Source organism: Vulcaniibacterium tengchongense (genome assembly GCF_003814555.1).
GTDB classification, from domain to species: domain Bacteria; phylum Pseudomonadota; class Gammaproteobacteria; order Xanthomonadales; family Xanthomonadaceae; genus Vulcaniibacterium; species Vulcaniibacterium tengchongense.
Window position 1 is genome coordinate 715,264 of record NZ_RKQN01000002.1, and the last position, 21,658, is coordinate 736,921.

Below are 21,658 nucleotides of genomic sequence, written 5' to 3' on the forward strand. Positions count from 1 at the left end.
CGCGAGAATCGCAGCGCCCACGACGAGCCCGCCATGGACACCGAACAGCTCAAGCGTTTCTGCGCCCGCCTTCCCGGCGCCGCGGCGGTGCTGCACGGCCCGCCGGCGAACATCCTGGTCTACGCGGTCGACGGCAAGACCTTCGCCTACTTCAAGACCAGCGCGCCGGAACGCTGGCGCTTCAGCGTCAGGGTCACGCCGGAGCGGTTCGTCGAACTGACCGACCAGCCCGGCATCAAGCCGGCGCGCTGGCTGGGCCGCTACCGCTGGGTCACCATCGTCGACGTGCGCGCGATGCCGGCGGACTACCTGCGCGAACTGGTGCGGTGGTCGCATGCGCAGGCGCTGGCGAAGCTGAGCCGCAGGCGGCGCGCGGCCCTGGGCCTGCAGGAAGCGGCCGAATGATTGCCGTCCGCGTAGCTGCCGTCATCGCCGGGCAGTGGTCGCCGTCCCCATGTCGTCATCCCGGCGAAGTCCGGGACCCGGCGGCTTCGCGTCATCGGACGCCAAAGCCGCGGACGCCCGCCTTCGCGGCAAAGCCGGGTCGTTCGCTCGCTTGCCTCGCGCGGCGCGACGACGGACATCGCCTTCCAGGCGGCCACAACCGTGGCGGCCTCCGAGGTCCGCGGCTTTCGCCGCGGCACGCCTGCTAGCATCGGCCCCGTCTTCCACGGAGCCCGTCGATGCGTCCCCTGCTGTTGCCTGCCCTGATCGCCAGCCTGCTGGCTTCGCCCGCGCTCGCGCAGAACGCGCAGCGCCCCGAGGTCGCCGCGGCCGCCGCGGCGCTGCGCGACGAGGTCGTCGCCTGGCGCCGCGACTTCCACCAGCGTCCGGAGCTGTCCAACCGCGAGGAACGTACCGCCGCCAAGGTCGCCGAGCGGCTGCGCGCGCTCGGGCTGAAGCCGAGGACCGGCATCGCCCACCACGGCGTCGTGGCGATCATCGAGGGCGGCAAGCCGGGGCCGAGGATCGCCCTGCGCGCGGACATGGACGCGCTGCCGGTGACCGAGCAGACGGGCCTGCCGTTCGCCTCGAAGGTCACCACCTCCTTCCGCGGCGAGACCGTCGGCGTGATGCACGCCTGCGGCCACGACGCGCACACCGCGATCCTGCTCGGCGTGGCCGAGGCGCTGGCGAAGCGCAAGGCGGAGCTGCCCGGTTCGGTGATGCTGATCTTCCAGCCGGCCGAGGAAGGCGCGCCGGATGGCGAAGAAGGCGGCGCCGAGCTGATGCTGAAGGAAGGCCTGTTCCGCGACTTCAGGCCGGAGGCGGTGTTCGGCCTGCATGTGTTCTCGACCCTGCCGGCCGGCACCCTCGGCGTGCGCCAGGGCCCGCTGATGGCGGCCTCGGACAAGTTCACGATCAAGGTGAAGGGCCGGCAGACGCACGGCTCGCGGCCGTGGGGCGGGATCGACCCGATCGTCGCCGCCGCCGACCTGGTCGGCAGCGCGCAGACCGTGGTCAGCCGCCGCACCGACATCGCCAAGCTGCCGGCGGTGGTCAGCTTCGGCGCGATCAAGGGCGGCATCCGCTACAACATCATTCCCGACGAGGTCGAACTGGTCGGCACCATCCGCACCTTCGACGAGGCGATGCGGCAGAAGATCTTCGCCGACCTGAAGAACGTGGCCGAGCACGTCAGCGCCGCGCACGGCGCCAGCGCCGAGGCCAGCGTGCCGGACCGCGACGGCAATCCGGTCACCGCCAACGATCCGGCGCTGACCGCGCGCATGCTGCCCAGCCTGCGGGCGGTGGCCGGGGCGGACAAGGTGGTCGAGCCGCCGCTGCAGATGGGCGCGGAGGACTTCTCGTTCTACGCGCGCGAGGTGCCGGCGATGTTCTTCTTCGTCGGCGCGACCGCGCCCGGCATCGATCCCGCGACCGCCCCGGGCAACCATTCGCCGAAGTTCACCCTCGACGAATCCGCACTCGACCTCGGCCTGCGCGCGCTGCTCCAGGTCGCCCTCGACTACCTGCATTCGCCGCCCGCGCGGGGCTGAACCCCGCCGCCGGCGCGGACGCTCCGCCCGGTTCGTTGCCGGGTCCGGGTCGATCGAGTACGGATGGGTCTCGGCAAGGTGGCCCGGCTGCGCCCGCACCCGCGCGAGCCAGGCCCGGACGTGCGGGTGCGCGGCGAGGTCGAAGCCGGCCTCGTCGGCGCGGCTGGCGTAGGCGAACACGGCGATGTCGGCGATCCCGTAACCCGCGCCGGCGGCGCGCCTGGCCTCGACCAGCGCCGCCGGGCGCCGCGCCAGCTTGCCGGTCAGCCGCCAGCGGCGCAGCGCGCCGATCCGGCTCCCGATCCGCTCCGGCTCGAACGACAGCCACTGCCAGACCTTGGCCCGGCCGAACCCGTCCCCGGGCAGGTACGGCGTGCCCTCGGCGAGGAACATCAGGATCGCGTTCGATTCGGCCAGGGTGCGGCCGTCGTCCAGGCGGATCGCCGGCACCGTGCCGGTGGGGCTGATCGCGCGGTACTCCGGGCGCCGGCCTTTGCCGCGGAAGATCGCGACCGGTTCGCGGCGATAGGGCCGGCCGAGGTGGTGCAGCCATGGCCGCACCTTCCAGGCGTTCTGCGAGGGCAGGTAGTCGTAAAGCGTGAGCATCGGGGCGCTCCGGCGGGGAGGGCGCCAGTGTCGGCCGCGGCACGGCGCGGCGATATCCGCGTCTTGCGGCCAGACACGCCGCGGTCGGAAAGCGTTGGGACGCGCCCCGCTAGAATGCGCGCATGACCCAGGAACTGCCGCTCGGCCGCCACGTCGACTACCCGCGCGAGTACGACGCCGCGCTGCTGTTCCCGATCGCGCGCGCGCTCGGCCGCGACCCTCTCGGCCTCGACGCCGGCGCGCCGCCCTTCGTCGGCGAGGACCGCTGGCACGCCTACGAGCTGAGCTGGCTGGACGGCCGCGGCAAGCCGTGCGTGGCCACCGCGACGATCACCGTGCCCGCCGCCTCGCCGCGGCTGATCGAATCCAAGTCGCTCAAGCTGTACCTGAACTCGTTCAACGCGACCCGCTTCGCCGACGCCGAGGCGGTGCGCGCGCGCATCGCCGCGGACCTGTCGCAGGCGGCGGGGGCCGGGGTCGCGGTGGCGTTCGGGCTGCCGCCGGTGGATGCGGCGGCGAACGGCACCGACATCGACGCGCTCGAGATCGACATCGACGACTACGGCCCGCCCAACCCCGCGCACCTGCGCGCGGACGCCGGCGCGCCGGTCGAGGAAACCCTGAGCAGCGCGCTGCTGAAGTCGAACTGCCCGGTCACCGGCCAGCCGGACTGGGCGCGGGTCCGCATCGCCTACCGCGGGCCGCGGCTGGACCGCGCCGGGCTGCTGCGCTACCTGGTCTCGTTCCGCGACCATGCCGAGTTCCACGAACAGTGCGTGGAGCGGATCTTCGTCGACCTGCTGCGGCATGCGCGGCCCGAGGCGCTGTCGGTGGAGGCGCGCTACACCCGCCGCGGCGGCCTCGACATCAACCCCTGGCGGGCCACGCCGGGGCACCCGCGGCCGCCGGTCGGCCGCGACGAGCGGCAGTGAACCGTGGCGCCGGTTTTCACGCCGCGGTAATCCTTTGCTAACAAGTCGCGTGTCATGGTGGCTCCCGCCCAACGGCAGGAGCCCGCGATCCATGACCACCCCGGACCCGAAAGCCGATTTCTCCGGCGTCAGCGCCAAGGTCGACACCACCGAGGAGAAGGTGGAGAAGGCCGACTTCTCCGGCGTCAGCGCCCGCGTCGACAGCACGGAAGAAAAGGTCGGCGAGCAGACCTACACCGTGGCCCAGGGCGACACCCTCTCCCACATCGCCCAGCGCTTCTACGGCAAGGCCAGCCGGTGGAAGGCGATCTTCGAGGCCAACCGCGACCAGCTGGACGACCCGGACAGGATCCGCCCCGGCCAGGTGCTGAAGATCCCCGCGCTCGACGACTGAACCCGCCGCATTCCAAGGAGAGTGTGCCCATGACGATCCGCCCGCTGCACTACGCCGTCGCCGCCGCCCTGCTCGCCATCGCCGCGGCCGGCTGCAAGAAGCAGGACGAACCGCCCGCCGCCACGCCCCCGGCCGCGACCGAACCGGCGCCCGCGCCGCCGGCTTCGCCGCCCGCGCCGGCCGCCGCGGAAGTCCGCGTCACCGGCGTCACCCTCGGCAACGCGGCCAACGCCGACAAGCAGATCGCCGCGCCGACCGCGAGCTTCGCGCCGAAGGACAAGATCATCGTCTCGGTCGCCACCGACGGCACCGCGAGCAACGCCGAGCTCGGCGCGCGCCTGGTCTACCAGGACGGCCAGACCGCCGGCGAGCAGAAGCAGGCGCTCAACACCTCCGGCACCGGCACCACCAACATCGAATTCACCAATGCCAACCCGTGGCCGGCCGGCAAGTACAAGGCCGAGGTCACGCTCAACGGCAACGTGGTCGAGACCCGCGAGTTCGAGGTCAAGTAACCCCTCTCTCCACCGCTGGGTGGGCAAGCCGGGCGCGCCGCGCATGCGACGCGCCCTTTTTTTCGCGCGGCCGCCGCTCAGCGCCGCGGGAAGGCGCCGTCGAGGTAGTACCAGCGCCCGTCTTCGCGCACGAAGCGGCTGATCTCGTGCAGCCGCGCCGCGGAGCCGCCGCCGACGACCCGGTAGCGGGCGACGAACTCGACCGTGGCGCGGTCGCCGTCCGGCACGTGCCGCTTCACTTCCAGCCCGAGCCAGCGCGTGGCCGCGGCGTCGCCCAGCTCGAGCGCGTCCGGGCGCGTGGACGGATGCCAGCTCGCGCGCAGGTAGCCGGCATCGCCGCGCACGTAGGCGCTGTAGCGCGCGCGCATCAGCGCTTCGGCGGTGTCGGCGGGAGCGCCGGCGTGCAGGCGGCCGCAGCAGTCGGCATGGGCGCGGGCGGAGCCGCAGGGGCAGGGGTCGGCAGGGGGCATGCGGGCGGTTCCTCGGCACCGCATTCTGGCGGAAACGGGCGGTCCGCCGAACCTCGATCCGCAAACACGCCGACGGCCGCGACACGGCGCGCGCGGCGGGATTGCCGGCGCGCGCACGCGATCCCGACTACCATGCGCATCCCGCCTTCGCCGCGAGTGCCGATGAAACCGCCCGCCTATCTCGACGACGCCCGGATCGAACGACTCGCCGACCTGCTCGAACGGCGCGCGGTGCCGTTCAAGGGCTTCAACCTGGAAGCGCTGGATGGCTACCTGTCGGCGCTGGCGGTGGCGCCGGAGAGCCTGCCGTTCGAGCGCTGGGAGCCGCCGGTCTGGGGCAAGCCGCCGCGCTGGAACGACGAGGCCGAGCGCGCCGAGGTCGAGGCGCTGCTGCGCGGCCACGCCAACATGGCCGCCGCGCGCGTGCGCCACGGCGGCGACGAGCTGCCCGACCACCTCGCGCCGCTGCTGTGGCTGCCCGAGGATCCGGAGGAGGAGCAGGACGACGAGCTCGACGTCGGCCGCGACTGGGCACTGGGCTTCTTCCGCGCGGTCGAGCTGAGCGAGGCGGCGTGGGAGCGCTGGCTCGACGAGCACGAGTGGATCGACGAGATCTTCCTGCGCCTGGACCGCCTCGCCAGCGGCGAGGTGATCGGCGAGGACCCGGACCAGCCCGGCGAACCGATCGGCTACCGCGAACGCCTGGAGATCGTCGCCGCGCTGCCGGACATGCTCGCCGACCTGCACCACCACCGCATCGACGCGCTGACCCCGCGCGAGCCGATCCGCCGCGCGGAGGCGCCCGACCGCAACGCGCCCTGCCCGTGCGGCAGCGGCAAGAAGTACAAGAAGTGCTGCGGCGCGGGCTGAGGGCTCGATCGCGTCTTCGCGCCTGAGGCCCTCTCCCGCTTGCGCAAGGGACGAAGGCCGGGGCCGGCAGGCCCGCGATGCCGCGCCAGTCGGCGGGGCCCGCGCGCGCCATACCGCTGCGTTCTGTGGGCATGACCGTTCGCGGCTTTGCCGGTCCGGTCGAAACCGCGACAATACGGGAGCCGCGCGTTCCGCACGCGCCGATCGCCTGCGGCGCCGCCGCCGCGATTCCGCCCGCCGCAAGGCCGTCCTCCGCACCCGACAGCGAGCCCACGCCGAATGTCCAACGCCCCCAAGATCCTCTACACCCTGACCGACGAAGCCCCGTTCCTGGCCACGGCCTCGCTGCTGCCGATCGTGCAGGCCTTCGCCGGCACCGCCGGCGTGCGCGTGGAAACCCGCGACATCTCGCTCGCCGGCCGCATCCTCGCGCAGTTCCCGGACGTGCTGCGCGACGGCCAGCGCGTCGCCGACGACCTCGCCGAGCTCGGCCGCCTGGCGACCACGCCGGAGGCGAACATCATCAAGCTGCCGAACATCAGCGCCTCGGTGCCGCAGCTGAAGGCGGCGATCGCCGAACTGCAGGCGCAGGGCTACCCGTTGCCGGACTACCCGGAGGAGCCGCGCGGCGAGCAGGAGAGCGAGACCAAGGCGCGCTACGACCGGGTCAAGGGCAGCGCGGTCAACCCGGTGCTGCGCGAGGGCAATTCCGACCGCCGCGCGCCGGCTTCGGTGAAGGCCTACGCGCGCAAGCATCCGCACCGGATGGGCGCGTGGAGCGCCGACTCGAAGGCGCACGTCGCGCACATGGCCGAGGGCGACTTCTACGGCAGCGAGCGCTCGGCGACGATCGCCGAGGCCGGCAGCCTGCGGATCGAGCTGGAAGGCCGCGACGGCCGCCGCATCGCGCTCAAGACCGGCATCCAGGTGCAGGCCGGCGAGGTGGTCGACGCGGCGGCGATGAGCGCCAAGGCGCTGGCCCGCTTCGTCGACGCGCAGATCGAGGACGCGCGCGCCCGCGGCGTGCTGTTCTCGCTGCACCTGAAGGCGACGATGATGAAGGTCTCCGACCCGATCATGTTCGGCATCGCGGTCAAGCGCTTCTACGCCGACGTGCTGGCCAAGCACGCCGAGGCGCTGGACCGGGCCGGGTTCGACCCGAACAACGGCATCGGCGACCTGTACGCGCGCCTGCCCTCGCTGCCGGCCGACCTGCGCGCGCGGATCGAGGCCGACATCGCCGCGCAGTACGCGCAGCGGCCGGCGCTGGCGATGGTCAACTCGGACAAGGGCATCACCAACCTGCACGTGCCCAGCGACGTGATCGTCGACGCGTCGATGCCGGCGATGATCCGCGACGGCGGCAAGATGTGGAACGCCGAAGGCCGGCTGCAGGACGCCAAGGCGGTGATCCCGGACCGCAGCTACGCCGGCATCTACCAGGCGGTGATCGAGGACTGCAAGGCGCACGGCGCGTTCGATCCGGCGACCATGGGCAGCGTGCCCAACGTCGGCCTGATGGCGCAGAAGGCCGAGGAGTACGGCAGCCACGACAAGACCTTCCAGATCCCGGCCGACGGCGTGGTGCGGGTGATCGACGAATCGGGCCGGGTGCTGATGGAGCACGCGGTCGAGGCCGGCGACATCTGGCGCATGTGCCAGACCAAGGACGCGCCGATCCGCGACTGGGTCAGGCTGGCGGTGGAGCGCGCGCGGCTGTCGAACACGCCGGCGGTGTTCTGGCTCGACCCGCAGCGCGCGCACGACCGCGAGCTGATCGCCAAGGTCGAGCGCTACCTGAAGGAGCACGACCTCGCCGGCCTGGACATCCGCATCATGAGCCCGGTCGAGGCGATGAGGCACTCGCTGGCGCGCATCCGCCAGGGCCAGGACACGATCTCGGTCACCGGCAACGTGCTGCGCGACTATCTCACCGACCTGTTCCCGATTCTCGAGCTGGGCACCAGCGCGAAGATGCTGTCGATCGTGCCGCTGATGGCCGGCGGCGGCCTGTTCGAGACCGGCGCCGGCGGCAGCGCGCCCAAGCACGTGCAGCAGTTCGTCGAGGAGAACTACCTGCGCTGGGATTCGCTGGGCGAGTTCCTGGCCCTGGCCGCCTCGCTCGAGCACCTGGCCCAGCGCACCGGCAACGCCCGCGCCAAGGTGCTGGCCGACGCGCTGGACCAGGCCAACGCGAAGTTCCTCGACAACGACAAGTCGCCCTCACGCAAGCTGGGCGGCATCGACAACCGCGGCAGCCACTTCTACCTGACGCTGTACTGGGCGCAGGCGCTGGCGGCGCAGGACCAGGACGCCGAGCTGAAGGCGAGGTTCGCGCCGCTGGCGAAGGCGCTGGGCGAGAACGAGGCGAAGATCGTCGAGGAACTGGTGGCGGTGCAGGGCCGGCCGGTCGACATCGGCGGCTACTACCATCCGGACCTGGCCAAGCTGTCGGCGGCGATGCGCCCGAGCGCGACCTTCAACGCCGCGATCTCGGCGCTGTAAGGCCCGGGCGCTTTCCTCGCCTCTCCCGTTCGCGGCGGAGGCGAGGAGCGGGCCTCGATCGCCCCGTTGCCCGGTCCCGGACCGGGCGAAGCGAAGCGCGCGCGGCAGCGGGCGGGCGCCGGCCCGCGCCGGGCCGGGCATGCGAGCCGCAGCGCGGGGCCCGTCGCCGCCGGACGAAACGCGCTCCCGGCGCAGCGCGCCCCGGCATCGCGTTCGACCGGCGGCGGCAGGGCCGGCCGCCGGAACGCGGCCGACGCTCAGCTGCGGTCGACGAGGCGGGCGATGCGGCCGTCGCGGAACACGAACTCCGACTCGCCCTGCAGCTCGATCGTCGCGCCCGCGGCCGGGCCGCCGGGCAGGTCCGTGGCCAGGCGGCCGCGGTAGGCGATGCCGGCGACCGCGCGGTCGCCGTCGACCCGCAGCGCGGTCACGCGCTGCTCGCGCTCCACGAACAGCGCCTTCGCCCGTTCCGCCAGCGCGCGGAATTCCTCGATGCCCCGCGCCGAGGCGGTGAGCACGCCGCCGGAGTAGTTCTCGAACACCACGTCCGCGCGCAACAGCGCCAGCATGCCGTCCACGTCGAAGGCGTTGTACGCGGCGAGGTAGCGTTCGATCAGGTTGGCGGGGTTCGCGTCGTTCATCGCTTCGCTCCGGGCGTCGGTCGTGTCTGCAAGGATAGGCCGGGCCCGCCAGGCCGGGCAGGCGCGGTTCGCCCGCGCATCGGCCGGCATCGGCGTTCGGCCCCTGATGCGGCGGTTACGGCGGTCAGGGCGCGCCGGCGTCGCCGCGCAGGTACGGCGCGGCGCCGTTGCGCTCGCGCTCGCGCTGCTGCTTCTCGAAGAAGCGCGTCGCCTCGGCCTCGGTCATCTCGTACTTCGGCGCCAGGTGCGGCAGCAGCAGCCGCAGCCAGGCGCGGCTGAGCTTCCGCGTCTCGCGCGGGCAGGCCGCGGCGCGCGCCTGCGGCAGGTCGCCGTCGACGACGATGCCGACGTACTTGGCCGGGTCGGTGCCGTAGATCAGGCACTGCAGGTTGAAGTAGCGCTGCTCGCCGAGCGCGTGCTCGTCGGCGTAGGCGTCGAGGTTGTAGGCGCCGGTGCCGTGGGCGAGCATCCAGTCCGCCGCCATGCGCAGATTCCCGACGGTCTGCGCCGGGGTCTCGTCGAGGCCGGCGAAGCGCAGCATCAGCATCGCCGCGAGCTGGTCCACCGCGTCCTCCTCGCGGCCGGTGATCGGCAGGTCGAGCAGGTCGACCAGGGCGTGGCCGGTCTCGTGCAGCACGATGAAGCGCACGTTGGCGCGGGTGTAGCGCAACGGGAATTCGGCGTCGAGCTTGCCGGCCTCGCGCTGCTCCTCGCCGCGCTCGTACAGCGTCTTCAGCGTCTCGTAGCACAGCACCACTTCGGCGGTCTCGGGCACGTAGAAGGCGCCGGACTGGCCGCATTCGGCGGTCACGTAGCGCAGCCGCCGCGGCAGCAGGAACAGGCCGTCGATCGCGTGCACTTCCGGCAGCTCGCGCAGCAGGTCGGCGTCGCGCACGCGCTCGTGGACCGGCCGCAGCCCGGGCGAGCGCGGCGCGACGTACTCGTACTCGAACGCCGGGCCGGCCGGCTTTTCCGCCTCGCCCGCCGCGACCGGCCGCGGCCGCACCACGCTGCGCGGCGGCGGCGGCGCGGGTGCCGGTGCCGCGGCCGCGGTGCGCGGCGACGGCAGCTGCACCACGATGCCGCGCGACCAGAGCGCGTAGCCGTAGGCCCCCGCCGCGGCCGCGGCGGCCAGCGTCAACAGCGCCAACGATCCCCTGAGCATGCGCGGTCCGTCCCTTCCCCCGACGATGGCGCGATGGTAGCAGCGGCATCGCGCCGCGCCGGCGCGCCCGCTCAGGGGGTCGGGTCGGCGACGGCGGACGCCGCGGGCCGGGCCCGCAGCGCCCACGCGACGCCGACCACCAGCAGGCCGATGCCGAGCAGCGTCGCCGGCTCCGGCATGCGCCCGCGGTGCAGGTAGGCGTAGGCGAGCGCGGCGAGGGTCTCGAACACGATCAGCTGACCGGCGGTCGCGGTCGGCAGGCGCCGGCTGGCCTCGTTCCAGCACAGCGTGCCGAGCCAGGACGCGAACAGGCCGATCGCCGCCATCAGCCCGACGAAAAACAGCGGCCGCGGCCCGAACGGCATCGCGAACCCGCTACCGCTTGCCGCCAGGCCCAGCCACAGCAGCGCGTAGCCGGCCAGCGCCAACGGCAGCGTGGCCACGCCTTGCGCGGTGGCCCAGGTGCGCGGGCTGCGGCCCGGATGCGCGCGCAACCAGTCGGCGTTGCGCAGCGGATACCAGGTCCAGCACGCGACCGCGCCGGCCGCGAGCAGCGCGCCCTGGGCGTAGCGCCACGGCTCGGCGTGCGGATCGGCGCGCAGCGCGCGCAGTTCGACCCGGTTGACGCAGGCGATGCCGAGCGCGATCAGCGCCAGCGACGGCAGCAGCCGGCGCCACGGCAGGCGGCCGTCGCGGCGGTTCGCGCACAGCGCGATCACCACCGGCAGCGTGCCGATGATCATGGTCGGCAACGGCGCGCCGGCGCGCTGGATCGCCGCGGCCAGGCACAGGTAGTACAGCAGGTTGCCGACCGCGGCCAGCTTGAGCGCCTCGATCCAATCGGCGCGGCCCAACCCGCGCAGCGCGGCGCGGTCGAGCCAGGCCAGCGGCAGCGCGATCAAACCGAAGGCGAGATAGCGCCCGACCGACTGCAGCGCCGCCGGGTACTCCGGCAGCAGCAGCGGCGCGAGGAACACCAGGCCCCACATCAGGCCGGCGGCGAGGGCATAGAGGGTGCCGATCCACATGGCCGCCAGCCTCGCGCATGCGCAGGCCGCGCGTCTTGTACGAGATTGCGGTCGTTCGCCGCGTCCGGCCCTCAGCCGCGCACCTGCCGCCGGTAGCGCGCGGGGGTCACGCCGTAGCGGCGGACGAACGCCCGCGTCAGGTGCGCCTGGTCGGCCAGGCCGACGCCGGCCGCGGCCCGCGCCGGCGTCTCGCCGGCGGCGAGCAGGCGCTTGGCCCGGTGTAGGCGCAACGCCATCAGCATCTGCTGCGGGGTGGCGTGGTACTGGGCGCGGAACCGGCGCAGGAAATGGAACGGGCTCAATCCCGCCACGGCCGCCAGTTCCTCCAGCGTCAGCCGCTCCTGCAGGTGCGCGTGCAGGTAGTCGAGCACCGGGGCGAAGCGCGGCGCGGCGCCGTCGGCCGCCGGGCGCGCGATCCGCGCCTGGCCGCGGAACTCGTCCAGCAACTGCAGCAGCAAGCCGTCGAACGCCAGCGGCTCCCCGGCCGACCACAGCCGATCCAGCAGCAGCGAGATGCGGCGCGCGCGCGGCGGGTCGTGGTGCACGGCCGCGTCGAACCACCAGCCGCGCTCGCCGCTGACCGTCTCGACCGCCTCGGGGTCGAGATAGATCATCCGGTAGCGCCAGCCTTCCGTGGTTTCGGCGCGGCCGGTGTGCAGCGCGTCGGGGTTCATCAGCACCAGCGAGCCGGGCGCGGCGAGGTGGTCGCTGCCGCGGTAGCGGAAACGCTCGACGCCGGATTCGATCGCGCCCAGGCCGTAGGCCTCGTGGGTGTGCGGCTCGAACGCGTGGCGGACGATGTGCGCGCGGTACAGCTCGACGCCGGGCCGATGCGCCGGGCGGCGGTACTCCGCGCGGTCCTGCGGGTGCTCGAAACGGGCCGGGACGCCTTGCATGGGGCGATGATGCCACCGCGGGAGCGATGCGCCCGCCGCCTGCCTGCCGCGCGGAAGCGATCGCGCTGCGGGCACGGCCCGAGTCGGCCCGTGCCGGCCGCGGCAGCGAAACGGGGCCTCGCCGGGCCCCCGGAAGCCAGGCCCCCTCGCCCTCGGCGACGCGGCGTCGCCGGTTCCGCTTTCGCGCGCCGGACGGCGCGCGGTCAGGCCCTGCCGGGTCCCCGCGCCAGCCAGTGCAACGCCTGCGCGGCCCATTCCCGCGTCAGCACGCCCGCCGGCCGCTCCTGCGCCAGGGCCGCGGCCTGGCCGGCCCATAGCGGCTGGAAGTCGGCCGCGCCGGCTGCCTCGGCGCGGGCGCGCAGCGGCGCCAGCGCGGCAGCGGCCAACGGGAACGGCGGCACGTCCTCGCCCATGGGCCCGAGTTCGCGCATCAGCCGGTTGAGCAGGCCGCGCGCCGGCCGGCCGGTGAACAGGTTGGTCAGCGCGGTCGCGTCGTCGCGCGCCTCGCGCAAGGCGGCGCGGTGCAGCGGCGCGGTGGTCGCCTCCGGCGTGCGCAGGTAGGCGGTGCCGATCTGCACGCCGGCGGCGCCGAGCGCGAACGCGGCGGCGATGCCGCGCGCGGCGGCGATGCCGCCGGCGGCGATCACCGGCACCGCCACCGCATCGGCGACCTGCGGCAGCAGCGCGAACAGGCCGGGCTGCGTCGCCACGTCCAGGTCCAGGAAACAGCCGCGATGGCCGCCGGCTTCCGCGCCTTGCGCGACCACCGCGTCGCAGCCGCGCTCGGCCAGCCAGCGCGCCTCGGCCACGGTGGTCGCCGAGGCCAGCACCTTGGCACCGCTGCGGCGCACCCGCGCCAGCAGCGCGGGCCCGGGCAGGCCGAAGTGGAAGCTGACCACCTCCGGCCGCAGTTCCTCGACCAGCGCGCACAGCGTGGCGTCGAACGGCGCACGGCCGCCGCCGCCGGCATCGCCGGCGTCCACGCCGAGCTCGGCGTAGTAGCGCGCCAGCCGCTTGCGCCAGCGCGCCAGCGCCTCGGCGTCGGCGCGCGGCGGCGCGTGCGCGAAGAAGTTGAGGTTGAGCGGCGCGGCGGCCGCGGCGCGGAAGCGCGCCACTTCGGCGCGGATCCGCTCGGGGTCCAGGGTCGCGCACGGGATCGCGCCCAGCCCGCCCGCCTGCGCCACCGCGATCGCCAGCGCCGCATCGTTCGACCCCGCCATCGGCGCCTGCAGGATCGGCACGGCGATGCCGAGCAGGTCGAGCGCGCGGCGGTCGGGCCAGGCCGCATCCGCTTGCATGCTCATCCGCGCTTCTGCTCCGGCAGCAGGCGCCGGATCGCCGGCCGCAGCTTCGCCGCCAGCGCGTGGAAGCCGGCGCCGGTCGGGTGCATCTCGTCGAACCACAGCCCGGGCGAGGCGAGCGTGCCGCGCAGGTCGGCGTAGTGGAACCCGGCGTGCTCGCGCCGCAGCGGTTCCAGCACGCGCTCGACGAAGGCGTCGATCAGCAGCGCGGCGAAGCGCCGCTGCGCCTGCGGCTGCGGCAACGCACGCGCCATCGGCTGCGCGATCCACGGCCCGAGCCGGTCCTGCAGCAGCGCCGCCAGGCCGACGTTTTCGACCGTCAGCCGCGCCGGCACGCCAAGCCGCTGCGGGTAGTCGTAGCTGTGCGCCAGGATCGGCGTGCCCGGGCGCAGCGCGCGGAAGCGCGCGATCATCCGCGCATAGGCCGCGCGCACCTGCTCGAAGCGGCCGGACGCCTCGACCCGGGCCAGCGCCGCCTCCGGCGTGGTCGGCTGCGCGCGGGCGAACAACCGCGCGAGGAAGGCGCCGACGAAGTCGTTGCCGCCGGCGCTGACCAGCACCAGGTCGAACTCGAACGCGCCGTACCAGCCGGCGAGGTCGGCCAGCGCGCGCGGCGCGAACATCCCGGTGGCCAGGTCGCCGCTGTCCTCGGCGCGGAAGAACAGCCCGCCGGCGCCGGCCAGCGGCACGCCGCGGGCCTCGTCCTCCGGGGTCGGGTACACCAGCCAGTCCAGCAGGTTCATCGCCAGCGGCGTGGAGAACCAGGAGTCGCCCTCGCAGAACAGCACCGGCGTGCGCGCGAACAGCGCGGGGCGGCGGCGCAGTTCGCGGTACAGGCGGCGGAACTCGCCGCGCCGGGTGGTCATCACCGACGGGGATGCGGGCATCGGGCTCTCCTCGGCCGCGCCGCGGCGGCGCGCAGCGGCCATGATGCCCGCTGCCGGCGGCGCGCGTTACCGCCGCGGCATGTTGCGCGTGCCGGCCCGGCCGGCAGCGCCTCAGGCGCAGCCGGCGGTGCAGTCGCGCTCGGCCGGCGCCGGCGCGCGCGGTTCGCGGCGCGGCGCCGGCGCGGCCGCGGCGTCGGCTTCGGCCGCGGCCGGTGCCGTGTCCTCGAACAGCTCCGGGTGGACGATGTGGCCGTGCAGGAACAACAGGCTCTTGAACAGGTTCATGGCGCGCTCCGGCTGCGGGGCCCGTGGACAAATACTTGAGTGATTCGCAAGATAGGCCCGGCCGCCGCGCCGAAAAAGCGAGGCTTTTGCAAGCCTGACTTGAGCCAGGATCAAGATGAGCCGCCCACCCCTGTACGCCCTGCTGGGCTTCGCCGCGGCCGCGCGCAACGGCAACCTGACCCGCGCCGCCGAGTCGCTGCACCTGACCGTCAGCGCGCTCAGCCACCAGATCCGCACCCTCGAGGAGCGCCTCGGCCGGCGCCTGTTCGAACGCGGCCCGCGCGGCGTGCGCCTCACCGCCGACGGCGAACGGCTGTGGGCGCGGGTCGCGCCGCACCTGGAGGCGCTGGAGCGCGCGCTGCGCCCGTACGGGCCGCGCCGCGACGAGGTGCTGACCCTCAGCCTGATGCCGTCGATGGCCTCGGCCTGGCTGGTGCCGCGGCTGGGCGGCTTCCTCGCCCGGCACCCGCAGCTGGAGCTCAACCTGCTGTCGAGCATCGACCTGGTCGACTTCGAGCGCGAGACCGGGGTCGATGCCGCGCTGCGCGGCGGCTACGGGCGCTGGCCGGGGCTGGTCGTCGAGCATCTGTTCAACGAGACCCTGGTGCCGGTGGCCAGCCCGGCGCTGATCCAGCGCATGGGCGGGCGGGTGCCGCGCCTGCAGGATCTGGGGCAGTGGCCGCTGCTCGGCGATCCGAGCCAGCACTGGCAGGACTGGTTCGCCGAGCACGGCGGCGAGCCGCCGGCGCGCTACGTCGCCCACTTCGACGACTCCGAGACCATGCATCGCGCCGCGGTCGAGGGCCTCGGCGTGGCGCTGGCGCGGCTGGCGCGCACGCGGCTGCTGATCGAGGCCGGGCAACTGGTGCCGCTGACCCGGGCGCGGCTGACCACCGACTACGCGCACTACCTGGTCTATCCGCCGCGCTCGGCCGACCATGCCGGCCTGCTCGCGTTCCGCGACTGGGTGCACGCGCAGGCGCGCGAGTACGTCGCCGGGATCGAGGCCGCGCCGAGGCCGCGCGCCGACACCGCCGCACGCAAGCTCTGCCCCGAGCCGCCGGGCTGAGCGGATGCGCGGGCGCGCGCCCGGCCGATGCCCGCGTCTGCGCGGCGGCCCGCCGGTTCGCGAATGCGACCAATGCACGGCGCCCGCCACGGTGCGCGGCTCCGCCCGGACCGGCGCGCCGCTTCGGGCGTTTCCGGACAAGGGCGAACCGCGCGACCTTGCTGTCCTTCCCGCGAGAGCGGGGATCCGGAGACTTGCCTGCCGGATGGACCGGACCCCGGAAACCCTGGATTTCGCGGACGGCGACCGGATGTTTCGGCGGAAAGATCGAGCCGATGGTCCGCCGCCACGGAACGCCGAAACCGACGGCTGCGACTGCGAGGCGGACGGCACGCGCTGATGGCCATGCGCCCGCCGCCCGTTCTTCCGGCACATGGCCCGCCGCGGCGATGCGCTAGGCTGGCGCTTCCCGAATCGGAGGACGCCCCGTGACCCGGACCCGACTGCCGCTCGCCGCCGCCCTGTTGCCCGCGCTGCTCGCCGCCTGCGCCGCCACCGGCGCGCCCGCCACGAACGATGCGCCGGGCCGGGCGATGCCGGCCGACGCCGCCGGCGCCGCGCTGGACGAGGCGATCGGCGGCGCCTGGCGCACGCCGGCCAACGTCGCCCGCGACCGCTACCGCCACCCGAAGGAGACGCTCGGCTACTTCGGCGTGCGGCCGGACCAGACCGTGGTCGAGATCACCCCGGGCGGCGGCTGGTACGCCGAGATCCTGGCGCCGTACCTGCGCGAGCGGGGCCGCTACGTCGCCGCGGTCTGGGACGACGCGATCCCCGGCCAGCCCAAGTACCGCTACACGCTCAACGACCAGCTGCGCGCCAAGTTCGCCGCGAGCCCGGCGGTGTACGGCACGCCGGAGGTGCGCACGTTCGATCCGCAGGCGCCGGACTTCGGCCCGCCGGCCTCGGCCGATGCGGTGCTGACCTTCCGCAACGCCCACAACTGGGTGTCCGACGGCAACGCCGAGGCCTACTTCAAGGCGTTCTTCGACGTGCTCAAGCCGGGCGGCACGCTCGGCGTGGTCGACCACCGCGCCAAGCCCGGCACGCCGCTGGAGGCGATGAAGAAGTCCGGCTACCTGACCGAGGCGCTGGTGATCGGGCTGGCGCAGGACGCCGGCTTCGTGCTCGACGGCAAGAGCGAGATCAACGCCAACCCGAAGGACACCGCCGACCACCCCAACGGCGTGTGGACCCTGCCGCCGAGCAACCGCCACGACCCGGCCGACGCGGCCCAGTACCAAGCCATCGGCGAGAGCGACCGGATGACGCTGCGGTTCCGCAAGCCTTGAGCGGGATCCGGGCGGGCGGAGCCCGGGCCCTCGTCCGGCTCCGCAAGGGACGGGGCTGCCGCCGCTCCTCTTCGCCCCGGGCGGGCGCAGCGCCGGTCGCGGACCGCGTCGCCCGAGATCAAGGCCGGCGCGCTTGCGATCGCGCGGCGATTCGCGCGCGATCGGGCGCCCGTGCCGTTCGACGCGGCCGCGATCGCGGGCAGTCCCGCCTCCGGGAGTGAGCGGCGCGCGGAACACGGCCTCCTCTACGATTCGCGTCCGCCCCCCTTTCGCCTCCACGCGTGCTGATCGCCCTCAACAAACCCTACGGCGTGCTCTGCCAGTTCACCGACCGCAGCGTGCCGCCGCGGCGCACCCTGGCCGAGTTCGGCCTGCCCGCCGACGTGTACCCGGCCGGCCGGCTCGACCACGACAGCGAGGGCCTGCTGCTGCTCACCGACGACGGCGGCCTCGCCCATCGGCTGACCGATCCGCGCCACAAGCAGCCCAAGACCTACTGGGTGCAGGTCGAAGGCGATCCCGACGACGCCCAGCTGGCCGCATTGCGCGACGGCGTCGTCCTCAACGACGGCCCGACCCGGCCGGCGCAGGTGCAGCGCATCGACGCCCCGCCGCTGTGGCCGCGCGACCCGCCGGTGCGCTATCGCAAGAGCGTGCCCGACGCCTGGCTGCAACTGACGATCCGCGAAGGCCGCAACCGCCAGGTGCGGCGGATGACCGCCGCGGTCGGCCTGCCGACGCTGCGGTTGGTGCGGGTCGCGATCGGCGGCCACCGGCTCGGCGAGCTCGCCCCGGGCCAGTGGCGCCGCTGCGATTGAATCGCGCTGCCTGAGTCGCGCCGCTGCCACGCGACCGCGCCGCACACCCGGCGCATCGCCCAGTCGCGCCGCCGTGCCGCGTCGCCGAGCAGCAGTGCTGCAGCCGCGCCATCGCGCCGCGCATGCCGCTTGCAGCCGCGCGCGATCGGAGTAGCATGAAGCCGAGCCGACGGACAGACCGTCGGCCACCACCACCGTGAGGGAGCCTCATGGATTTCGATTACCTGGTCTTCATCGGCCGCTTCGAGCCGTTCCACAACGGCCACGCCGCCGTCGCCCGCCACGCGCTGGAGCGGGCGCGCAAAGTGATCTTCCTGGTCGGCTCCGCCGACACCCCGCGCACGATCAAGAACCCGTTCACCGTCGCCGAGCGCGCGGTGATGATCCAGTCCGCGCTGAGCGACGCCGCCGACCGCCTGCTGGTGCGGCCGCTGCGCGACCACCTGTACAACGAGAGCCAATGGATCGCCGCGGTGCAGCGCGCGGTCGCCGAGGCGGTCGCCGCCGACGGCGGGACCGAGGCGGCGCGGATCGGCCTGATCGGCCAGGACAAGGACGCCTCCAGCTATTACCTGCGCGAGTTCCCCCAGTGGCCGCTGGTCGACGTGCGGCATACGGAGACGCTGTCGGCGACCGAGTTGCGCCGCTACCTGTTCGAGGCCAACCGGCTCGACAGCCACGGCGGCCTGATGCTGATCCGCGCCAACGTGCCCGGTCCGGTCTACGACATGCTCGACGCGTTCCGGCGCAACTCGCCTGCGTTCGCCCAGCTGGTCGCCGAGTACCGCTTCATCGAGCAGTACCGCGCCGCCTGGGCCGAGGCGCCGTATCCGCCGACCTTCGTCACCACCGACGCGGTGGTGGTGCATTCCGGCCACGTGCTGCTGGTGCGCCGCCGCGCCGAGCCGGGCAAGGGCCTGTGGGCGCTGCCGGGCGGCTTCGTCGGCCAGCACGAAGGGCTGCTCGAGGCCTGCCTGCGCGAACTGCGCGAGGAGACCCGGCTGAAGCTGCCGCTGCCGGTGCTGAAGGGCTCGCTGAAGCACCGCGAGGTGTTCGACCACCCCGAGCGCAGCCTGCGCGGGCGCACCATCACCCACGCCTTCCATTTCGAGATCCCGCAGGGCGAGCTGCCGCCGGTGCGCGGCGGCGACGACGCCGACAAGGCGCGCTGGTTCCCGGTCGCGCAGGCGCTGGACATGGGCCCGCAGCTGTACGAGGACCACCTGCACATCCTCGAATACTTCCTCGGCCGCGGTTGAACCGCGGCCTCCCCGCCGGCGGACAGACCGCCGGCCTTCCCGACGCGAAGGAGCTTCCGTCATGCAATGCCTCGACAACCTGCTGCTCAACACCGACAGCTACAAGGCCAGCCACTGGCTGCAGTACCCGCCCGGCACCGACGCCACGTTCTTCTACGTCGAATCGCGCGGCGGCACCTACGACCGCACGGTGTTCTTCGGCCTGCAGGCGATCCTCAAGCAGTACCTGGGCCGGCCCATCACCGGCGCCGACATCGACGAGGCGCGCGAGCTGTTCGCCGCCCACGGCGAGCCGTTCAACGAAGCCGGCTGGCGCTACATCCTGCAGCGCCACGGCGGCCGCCTGCCGCTGCGGATCCGCGCGGTGCCGGAGGGCACGGTGGTGCCGACCCACCAGGCGCTGGTGACGATCGAATCGACCGATCCGCAGGCGTTCTGGGTGCCCTCGTATCTGGAAACCCTGTTGCTGCGGCTGTGGTACCCGGTCACCGTGGCGACGATCAGCTGGCACGTCAAGCAGACCCTGCGCCAGTTCCTCGAGCGCACCAGCGACGATCCGGAGGCGCAGCTGCCGTTCAAGCTGCACGACTTCGGCGCGCGCGGCGTGTCCAGCGCGGAATCGGCCGCGCTCGGCGGGATGGCGCACCTGGTCAATTTCCTCGGCACCGACACCGTGTCCGGCCTGCTCGCCGCACGCACCTACTACGACGAGCCGATGGCCGGCTATTCGATCCCGGCCGCCGAGCACAGCACGATCACCAGCTGGGGCCGCGAGCGCGAGGTCGACGCCTACCGCAACATGCTGGCGCGCTTCGCCAAGCCGGGCGCGATCGTCGCGGTGGTATCGGACAGCTACGACATCTACCAGGCGATCAGCGAGCACTGGGGCCGCACGCTGCGCGAGGAGGTGATCGCCTCCGGCGCGACGGTGGTGATCCGGCCCGACTCCGGCGACCCGGTCGAAGTCGTGCACCAGTGCCTGAGCCGGCTCGACGAAGCCTTCGGCCACACCGTCAACGGCAAGGGCTACAAGGTGCTGAACCACGTGCGGGTGATCCAGGGCGATGGCGTCAACCCGACCAGCATCCGCGCGATCCTCGAACGCGCGACCAGCTTCGGCTACGCCACCGACAACCTCGCCTTCGGCATGGGCGGCGCGCTGCTGCAACGGCTCGACCGCGACACCCAGAAGTTCGCCCTGAAGTGCTCGGCGGCGCGCGTCGACGGCCGCTGGATCGACGTCTACAAGGACCCGGTGATCGACAAGGGCAAGGCCAGCAAGCGCGGCCGGATGACCCTGGCGCGGCACCTGGAGTACGGCCACTACAAGACCCTGCCGCTGGCCGGCGAGGCGGTCGCGCTGGAGCCCGCGCAGGCGCCGCTGGGCTATGCCGACGCGCTGGAAACGGTGTGGGAGGACGGCGAGCTGCGCCGCGACTGGCGCTTCGCGCAGGTGCGCGAGCGCGCCGACGCCGCGCGGCTGTGAGCCGCCGCAGCGCGGCGCCGCTCAGTCGGCGTCGCGCTCGCCCTGGCCGGCGGTGGCCGCGACCGGCACCGAGTTCGCCGCCGGCCGGGTCAGCAGCCACACCCCGGCCAGCACCACCGCGGTGCCGAGCAGCTGCACCGCGGTGATCGCCTCGCCGAGCAACCAGGCGCCGAGGAACACCAGCGACACCGGGCCGATCACCGCCAGCTGCGCCGCGGTACCGGCGCCGAGGCGCGCCACCGCGCCCATCGTGAAGGTCACCGGCAGGAAGGTGCAGAACACCGCGTTGGCCAGCGCCAGCGCGTAGGCGGTCGGGCTCAGCTGCAGCAGGTGCGCCGGATCGCGCACCAGCAGGTAGTGGACCGCCGTCGCCGCGGTCGACACGCACATCGCCCAGGCGACCAGGCGCAGCGAGCCGATCCGCTTCAGCAGCTGCCCCGACAACGCCAGGTACAGCGCGTAGCTCAACGCCGCCAGCAGCACCAGCGCGCTGCCCAGCAGTACGTGTTCGCCCTCGACCCGCAGGTTCTCGACGAACACCAGGGCGACGCCGGCGTAGCTGACCGCCAGCGCGATCCACTCGCGCCGCGCGACCCGGCGGGCGAACGCGAACACGCCGATCAGCAGCACGAAGGTGGGGTTGAGGAACAGGATCAGCCGCTCCAGCGACACCGGCACGTATTCCAGGCCCCAGAAGTCGAGCAGGCTGGAGAGGTAGTAGCCGAGCACGCCGAGGATCACGATCAGGCCGAAGTCGCGCCGGCCGATCGGCGCCAGCCCGGGGCGGCGCGCCTCGCGCACGCCCAGCAGCAGGAACAGCGGCAGCGAGAACAGCATCCGCAGCGCCAGCACGTCGAGCGCGTCCAGCCCGTGGCGGTACTGGAACTTGGCCAGGATCGCCTTGGCCGAGAACAGCACCGCGCCGGCCGCGCCGAGGGCCAGGCCGAGCCGGCGCGCGCCGGCGGGGGAGGACGTCACGTCGATGGGGTCGGACGGGAGGGGAGAGCGCCATGATAGCGGCCGCGCCCGCACGCGCCCTTGCCCGGCTTGGCCGCCGCGCGGCGTCGTACGTATCGGCAGACACGCGGCGGCCGCATTCGCGGCATAGCCTGGCGGGGCCGCTTTCGGCAAACGGTTCAGGCTGGACCGCCGGCTCCGTGCCCGGTCCGCGCAGGTTCTGCTAACGTCGGCGTAACCGCGGGTGGCGCGACAGGGGGCGCCGCTTCCAGGGACAGAGAG

General features: G+C 73.7%; 21 protein-coding genes and 1 pseudogene. 12 read left to right on the forward strand and 10 right to left on the reverse strand.

Annotated features, from left to right (window positions below):
* The first annotated feature begins 33 nt into the window (after positions 1-33).
* Together EDC50_RS09570 and EDC50_RS09575 are read left to right on the forward strand one after the other, a co-directional pair.
* On the forward strand, positions 34-405 hold the full coding sequence (locus EDC50_RS09570; RefSeq protein WP_123770236.1) for an MmcQ/YjbR family DNA-binding protein: 372 nt from the start codon (positions 34-36) through the stop codon (positions 403-405).
* A gap of 278 nt (positions 406-683) precedes the next feature.
* Positions 684-2,000, forward strand: coding sequence for a M20 family metallopeptidase (locus EDC50_RS09575; protein WP_123770237.1), 1,317 nt, complete (start codon positions 684-686; stop codon positions 1,998-2,000).
* Positions 2,001-2,390: 390 nt separating this feature from the next.
* On the opposite strand, the pseudogene EDC50_RS16670 reads toward EDC50_RS09575, so the two are convergent.
* Positions 2,391-2,606 (reverse strand): annotated as a pseudogene (locus EDC50_RS16670) (glutathione S-transferase N-terminal domain-containing protein); the annotation flags it as partial.
* A gap of 122 nt (positions 2,607-2,728) precedes the next feature.
* On the opposite strand from EDC50_RS16670, the gene queF reads away from it, so the two are divergent.
* From queF to EDC50_RS09595, 3 genes are all read left to right on the forward strand, one after another.
* Positions 2,729-3,538 (forward strand): NADPH-dependent 7-cyano-7-deazaguanine reductase QueF, encoded by an 810-nt coding sequence (gene queF, locus EDC50_RS09585; RefSeq protein WP_123770238.1) that lies wholly within the window; start codon positions 2,729-2,731, stop codon positions 3,536-3,538.
* A 91-nt stretch (positions 3,539-3,629) separates the two neighbouring features.
* Positions 3,630-3,932: a LysM peptidoglycan-binding domain-containing protein gene (locus tag EDC50_RS09590; RefSeq protein ID WP_123770239.1), complete on the forward strand. Its 303-nt coding sequence runs from the start codon at positions 3,630-3,632 to the stop codon at positions 3,930-3,932.
* Between the two features lie 29 nt (positions 3,933-3,961).
* On the forward strand, positions 3,962-4,447 hold the full coding sequence (locus EDC50_RS09595; RefSeq protein WP_123770240.1) for a hypothetical protein: 486 nt from the start codon (positions 3,962-3,964) through the stop codon (positions 4,445-4,447).
* A 77-nt stretch (positions 4,448-4,524) separates the two neighbouring features.
* Here the strand turns inward: EDC50_RS09595 and EDC50_RS09600 are convergent, their stop codons facing one another.
* Positions 4,525-4,917 (reverse strand): YchJ family protein, encoded by a 393-nt coding sequence (locus tag EDC50_RS09600; protein WP_123770241.1) that lies wholly within the window; start codon positions 4,915-4,917, stop codon positions 4,525-4,527.
* 162 nt (positions 4,918-5,079) lie between these two features.
* Here EDC50_RS09600 and EDC50_RS09605 point away from each other — a divergent pair, with 162 nt between their 5' ends.
* The gene (locus EDC50_RS09605) at positions 5,080-5,787 is read left to right on the forward strand and encodes a UPF0149 family protein (protein ID WP_123770242.1); all 708 of its coding nucleotides are present in this window, start codon (positions 5,080-5,082) and stop codon (positions 5,785-5,787) included.
* A 279-nt stretch (positions 5,788-6,066) separates the two neighbouring features.
* On the forward strand, positions 6,067-8,292 hold the full coding sequence (locus tag EDC50_RS09610; RefSeq protein WP_123770243.1) for an NADP-dependent isocitrate dehydrogenase: 2,226 nt from the start codon (positions 6,067-6,069) through the stop codon (positions 8,290-8,292).
* Positions 8,293-8,549: 257 nt separating this feature from the next.
* Here EDC50_RS09610 and EDC50_RS09615 read toward each other — a convergent pair whose 3' ends face one another.
* The 7 genes from EDC50_RS09615 to EDC50_RS16365 form a co-directional block, all read right to left on the reverse strand.
* Positions 8,550-8,933 carry a nuclear transport factor 2 family protein gene (locus EDC50_RS09615; RefSeq protein WP_123770244.1) on the reverse strand — a complete coding sequence of 128 codons (384 nt, stop codon included), beginning with the start codon at positions 8,931-8,933 and terminating at the stop codon, positions 8,550-8,552.
* A gap of 124 nt (positions 8,934-9,057) precedes the next feature.
* Positions 9,058-10,098, reverse strand: coding sequence for a DUF4344 domain-containing metallopeptidase (locus EDC50_RS09620; RefSeq protein WP_123770245.1), 1,041 nt, complete (start codon positions 10,096-10,098; stop codon positions 9,058-9,060).
* A 71-nt stretch (positions 10,099-10,169) separates the two neighbouring features.
* Positions 10,170-11,126: a DMT family transporter gene (locus tag EDC50_RS09625; protein WP_123770246.1), complete on the reverse strand. Its 957-nt coding sequence runs from the start codon at positions 11,124-11,126 to the stop codon at positions 10,170-10,172.
* 71 nt (positions 11,127-11,197) lie between these two features.
* Positions 11,198-12,022, reverse strand: a complete 825-nt coding sequence (locus tag EDC50_RS09630; RefSeq protein WP_123770247.1) for an AraC family transcriptional regulator — start codon at positions 12,020-12,022, stop codon at positions 11,198-11,200.
* 203 nt (positions 12,023-12,225) lie between these two features.
* Complete coding sequence (locus tag EDC50_RS09635; RefSeq protein WP_242003014.1) at positions 12,226-13,326, reverse strand: NAD(P)H-dependent flavin oxidoreductase; 1,101 nt, start codon at positions 13,324-13,326, stop codon at positions 12,226-12,228.
* Entirely contained in the window at positions 13,323-14,210 is an 888-nt protein-coding gene (locus tag EDC50_RS09640) for a GDSL-type esterase/lipase family protein (RefSeq protein WP_158635698.1), read from the reverse strand. Before EDC50_RS09640 ends, EDC50_RS09635 begins: the two co-directional genes overlap by 4 nt.
* Before the next feature lie 111 nt (positions 14,211-14,321).
* Positions 14,322-14,495 (reverse strand): hypothetical protein, encoded by a 174-nt coding sequence (locus EDC50_RS16365; RefSeq protein ID WP_158635699.1) that lies wholly within the window; start codon positions 14,493-14,495, stop codon positions 14,322-14,324.
* Between the two features lie 115 nt (positions 14,496-14,610).
* On the opposite strand from EDC50_RS16365, the gene EDC50_RS09645 reads away from it, so the two are divergent.
* From EDC50_RS09645 to EDC50_RS09665, 5 genes are all read left to right on the forward strand, one after another.
* Complete coding sequence (locus tag EDC50_RS09645) at positions 14,611-15,564, forward strand: LysR substrate-binding domain-containing protein (RefSeq protein WP_123770249.1); 954 nt, start codon at positions 14,611-14,613, stop codon at positions 15,562-15,564.
* 428 nt (positions 15,565-15,992) lie between these two features.
* On the forward strand, positions 15,993-16,856 hold the full coding sequence (locus EDC50_RS09650) for a class I SAM-dependent methyltransferase (RefSeq protein ID WP_170167608.1): 864 nt from the start codon (positions 15,993-15,995) through the stop codon (positions 16,854-16,856).
* Positions 16,857-17,137: 281 nt separating this feature from the next.
* Positions 17,138-17,674: a pseudouridine synthase gene (locus EDC50_RS09655; RefSeq protein WP_123770250.1), complete on the forward strand. Its 537-nt coding sequence runs from the start codon at positions 17,138-17,140 to the stop codon at positions 17,672-17,674.
* Between the two features lie 209 nt (positions 17,675-17,883).
* Entirely contained in the window at positions 17,884-18,933 is a 1,050-nt protein-coding gene (locus tag EDC50_RS09660) for a bifunctional nicotinamide-nucleotide adenylyltransferase/Nudix hydroxylase (protein ID WP_123770251.1), read from the forward strand.
* A 61-nt stretch (positions 18,934-18,994) separates the two neighbouring features.
* Positions 18,995-20,419, forward strand: coding sequence for a nicotinate phosphoribosyltransferase (locus EDC50_RS09665; protein WP_123770252.1), 1,425 nt, complete (start codon positions 18,995-18,997; stop codon positions 20,417-20,419).
* Positions 20,420-20,440: 21 nt separating this feature from the next.
* Here the strand turns inward: EDC50_RS09665 and EDC50_RS09670 are convergent, their stop codons facing one another.
* A complete protein-coding gene (locus tag EDC50_RS09670) occupies positions 20,441-21,397 on the reverse strand; it encodes a DMT family transporter (protein WP_242003015.1) in 957 nt (318 codons plus the stop codon).
* Positions 21,398-21,658: the final 261 nt, after the last annotated feature.

Bases quoted from the DNA above. Each gene is read 5' to 3' on its own strand.
- EDC50_RS09625 (WP_123770246.1), bottom strand. From the start codon at position 11,126: ATGTGGATCGGCACCCTCTATGCCCTCGCCGCCGGCCTGATGTGGGGC.
- EDC50_RS09665 (WP_123770252.1), top strand. From the start codon at position 18,995: ATGCAATGCCTCGACAACCTGCTGCTCAACACCGACAGCTACAAGGCC.
- EDC50_RS09590 (WP_123770239.1), top strand. From the start codon at position 3,630: ATGACCACCCCGGACCCGAAAGCCGATTTCTCCGGCGTCAGCGCCAAG.
- EDC50_RS09615 (WP_123770244.1), bottom strand. From the start codon at position 8,933: ATGAACGACGCGAACCCCGCCAACCTGATCGAACGCTACCTCGCCGCG.
- EDC50_RS09635 (WP_242003014.1), bottom strand. From the start codon at position 13,326: ATGAGCATGCAAGCGGATGCGGCCTGGCCCGACCGCCGCGCGCTCGAC.
- EDC50_RS09570 (WP_123770236.1), top strand. From the start codon at position 34: ATGGACACCGAACAGCTCAAGCGTTTCTGCGCCCGCCTTCCCGGCGCC.
- EDC50_RS09640 (WP_158635698.1), bottom strand. From the start codon at position 14,210: ATGCCCGCATCCCCGTCGGTGATGACCACCCGGCGCGGCGAGTTCCGC.
- EDC50_RS09605 (WP_123770242.1), top strand. From the start codon at position 5,080: ATGAAACCGCCCGCCTATCTCGACGACGCCCGGATCGAACGACTCGCC.
- EDC50_RS09660 (WP_123770251.1), top strand. From the start codon at position 17,884: ATGGATTTCGATTACCTGGTCTTCATCGGCCGCTTCGAGCCGTTCCAC.
- EDC50_RS09595 (WP_123770240.1), top strand. From the start codon at position 3,962: ATGACGATCCGCCCGCTGCACTACGCCGTCGCCGCCGCCCTGCTCGCC.
- EDC50_RS16365 (WP_158635699.1), bottom strand. From the start codon at position 14,495: ATGAACCTGTTCAAGAGCCTGTTGTTCCTGCACGGCCACATCGTCCAC.
- EDC50_RS09620 (WP_123770245.1), bottom strand. From the start codon at position 10,098: ATGCTCAGGGGATCGTTGGCGCTGTTGACGCTGGCCGCCGCGGCCGCG.
- EDC50_RS09600 (WP_123770241.1), bottom strand. From the start codon at position 4,917: ATGCCCCCTGCCGACCCCTGCCCCTGCGGCTCCGCCCGCGCCCATGCC.
- queF (WP_123770238.1), top strand. From the start codon at position 2,729: ATGACCCAGGAACTGCCGCTCGGCCGCCACGTCGACTACCCGCGCGAG.
- EDC50_RS09575 (WP_123770237.1), top strand. From the start codon at position 684: ATGCGTCCCCTGCTGTTGCCTGCCCTGATCGCCAGCCTGCTGGCTTCG.
- EDC50_RS09645 (WP_123770249.1), top strand. From the start codon at position 14,611: ATGAGCCGCCCACCCCTGTACGCCCTGCTGGGCTTCGCCGCGGCCGCG.
- EDC50_RS09630 (WP_123770247.1), bottom strand. From the start codon at position 12,022: ATGCAAGGCGTCCCGGCCCGTTTCGAGCACCCGCAGGACCGCGCGGAG.
- EDC50_RS09610 (WP_123770243.1), top strand. From the start codon at position 6,067: ATGTCCAACGCCCCCAAGATCCTCTACACCCTGACCGACGAAGCCCCG.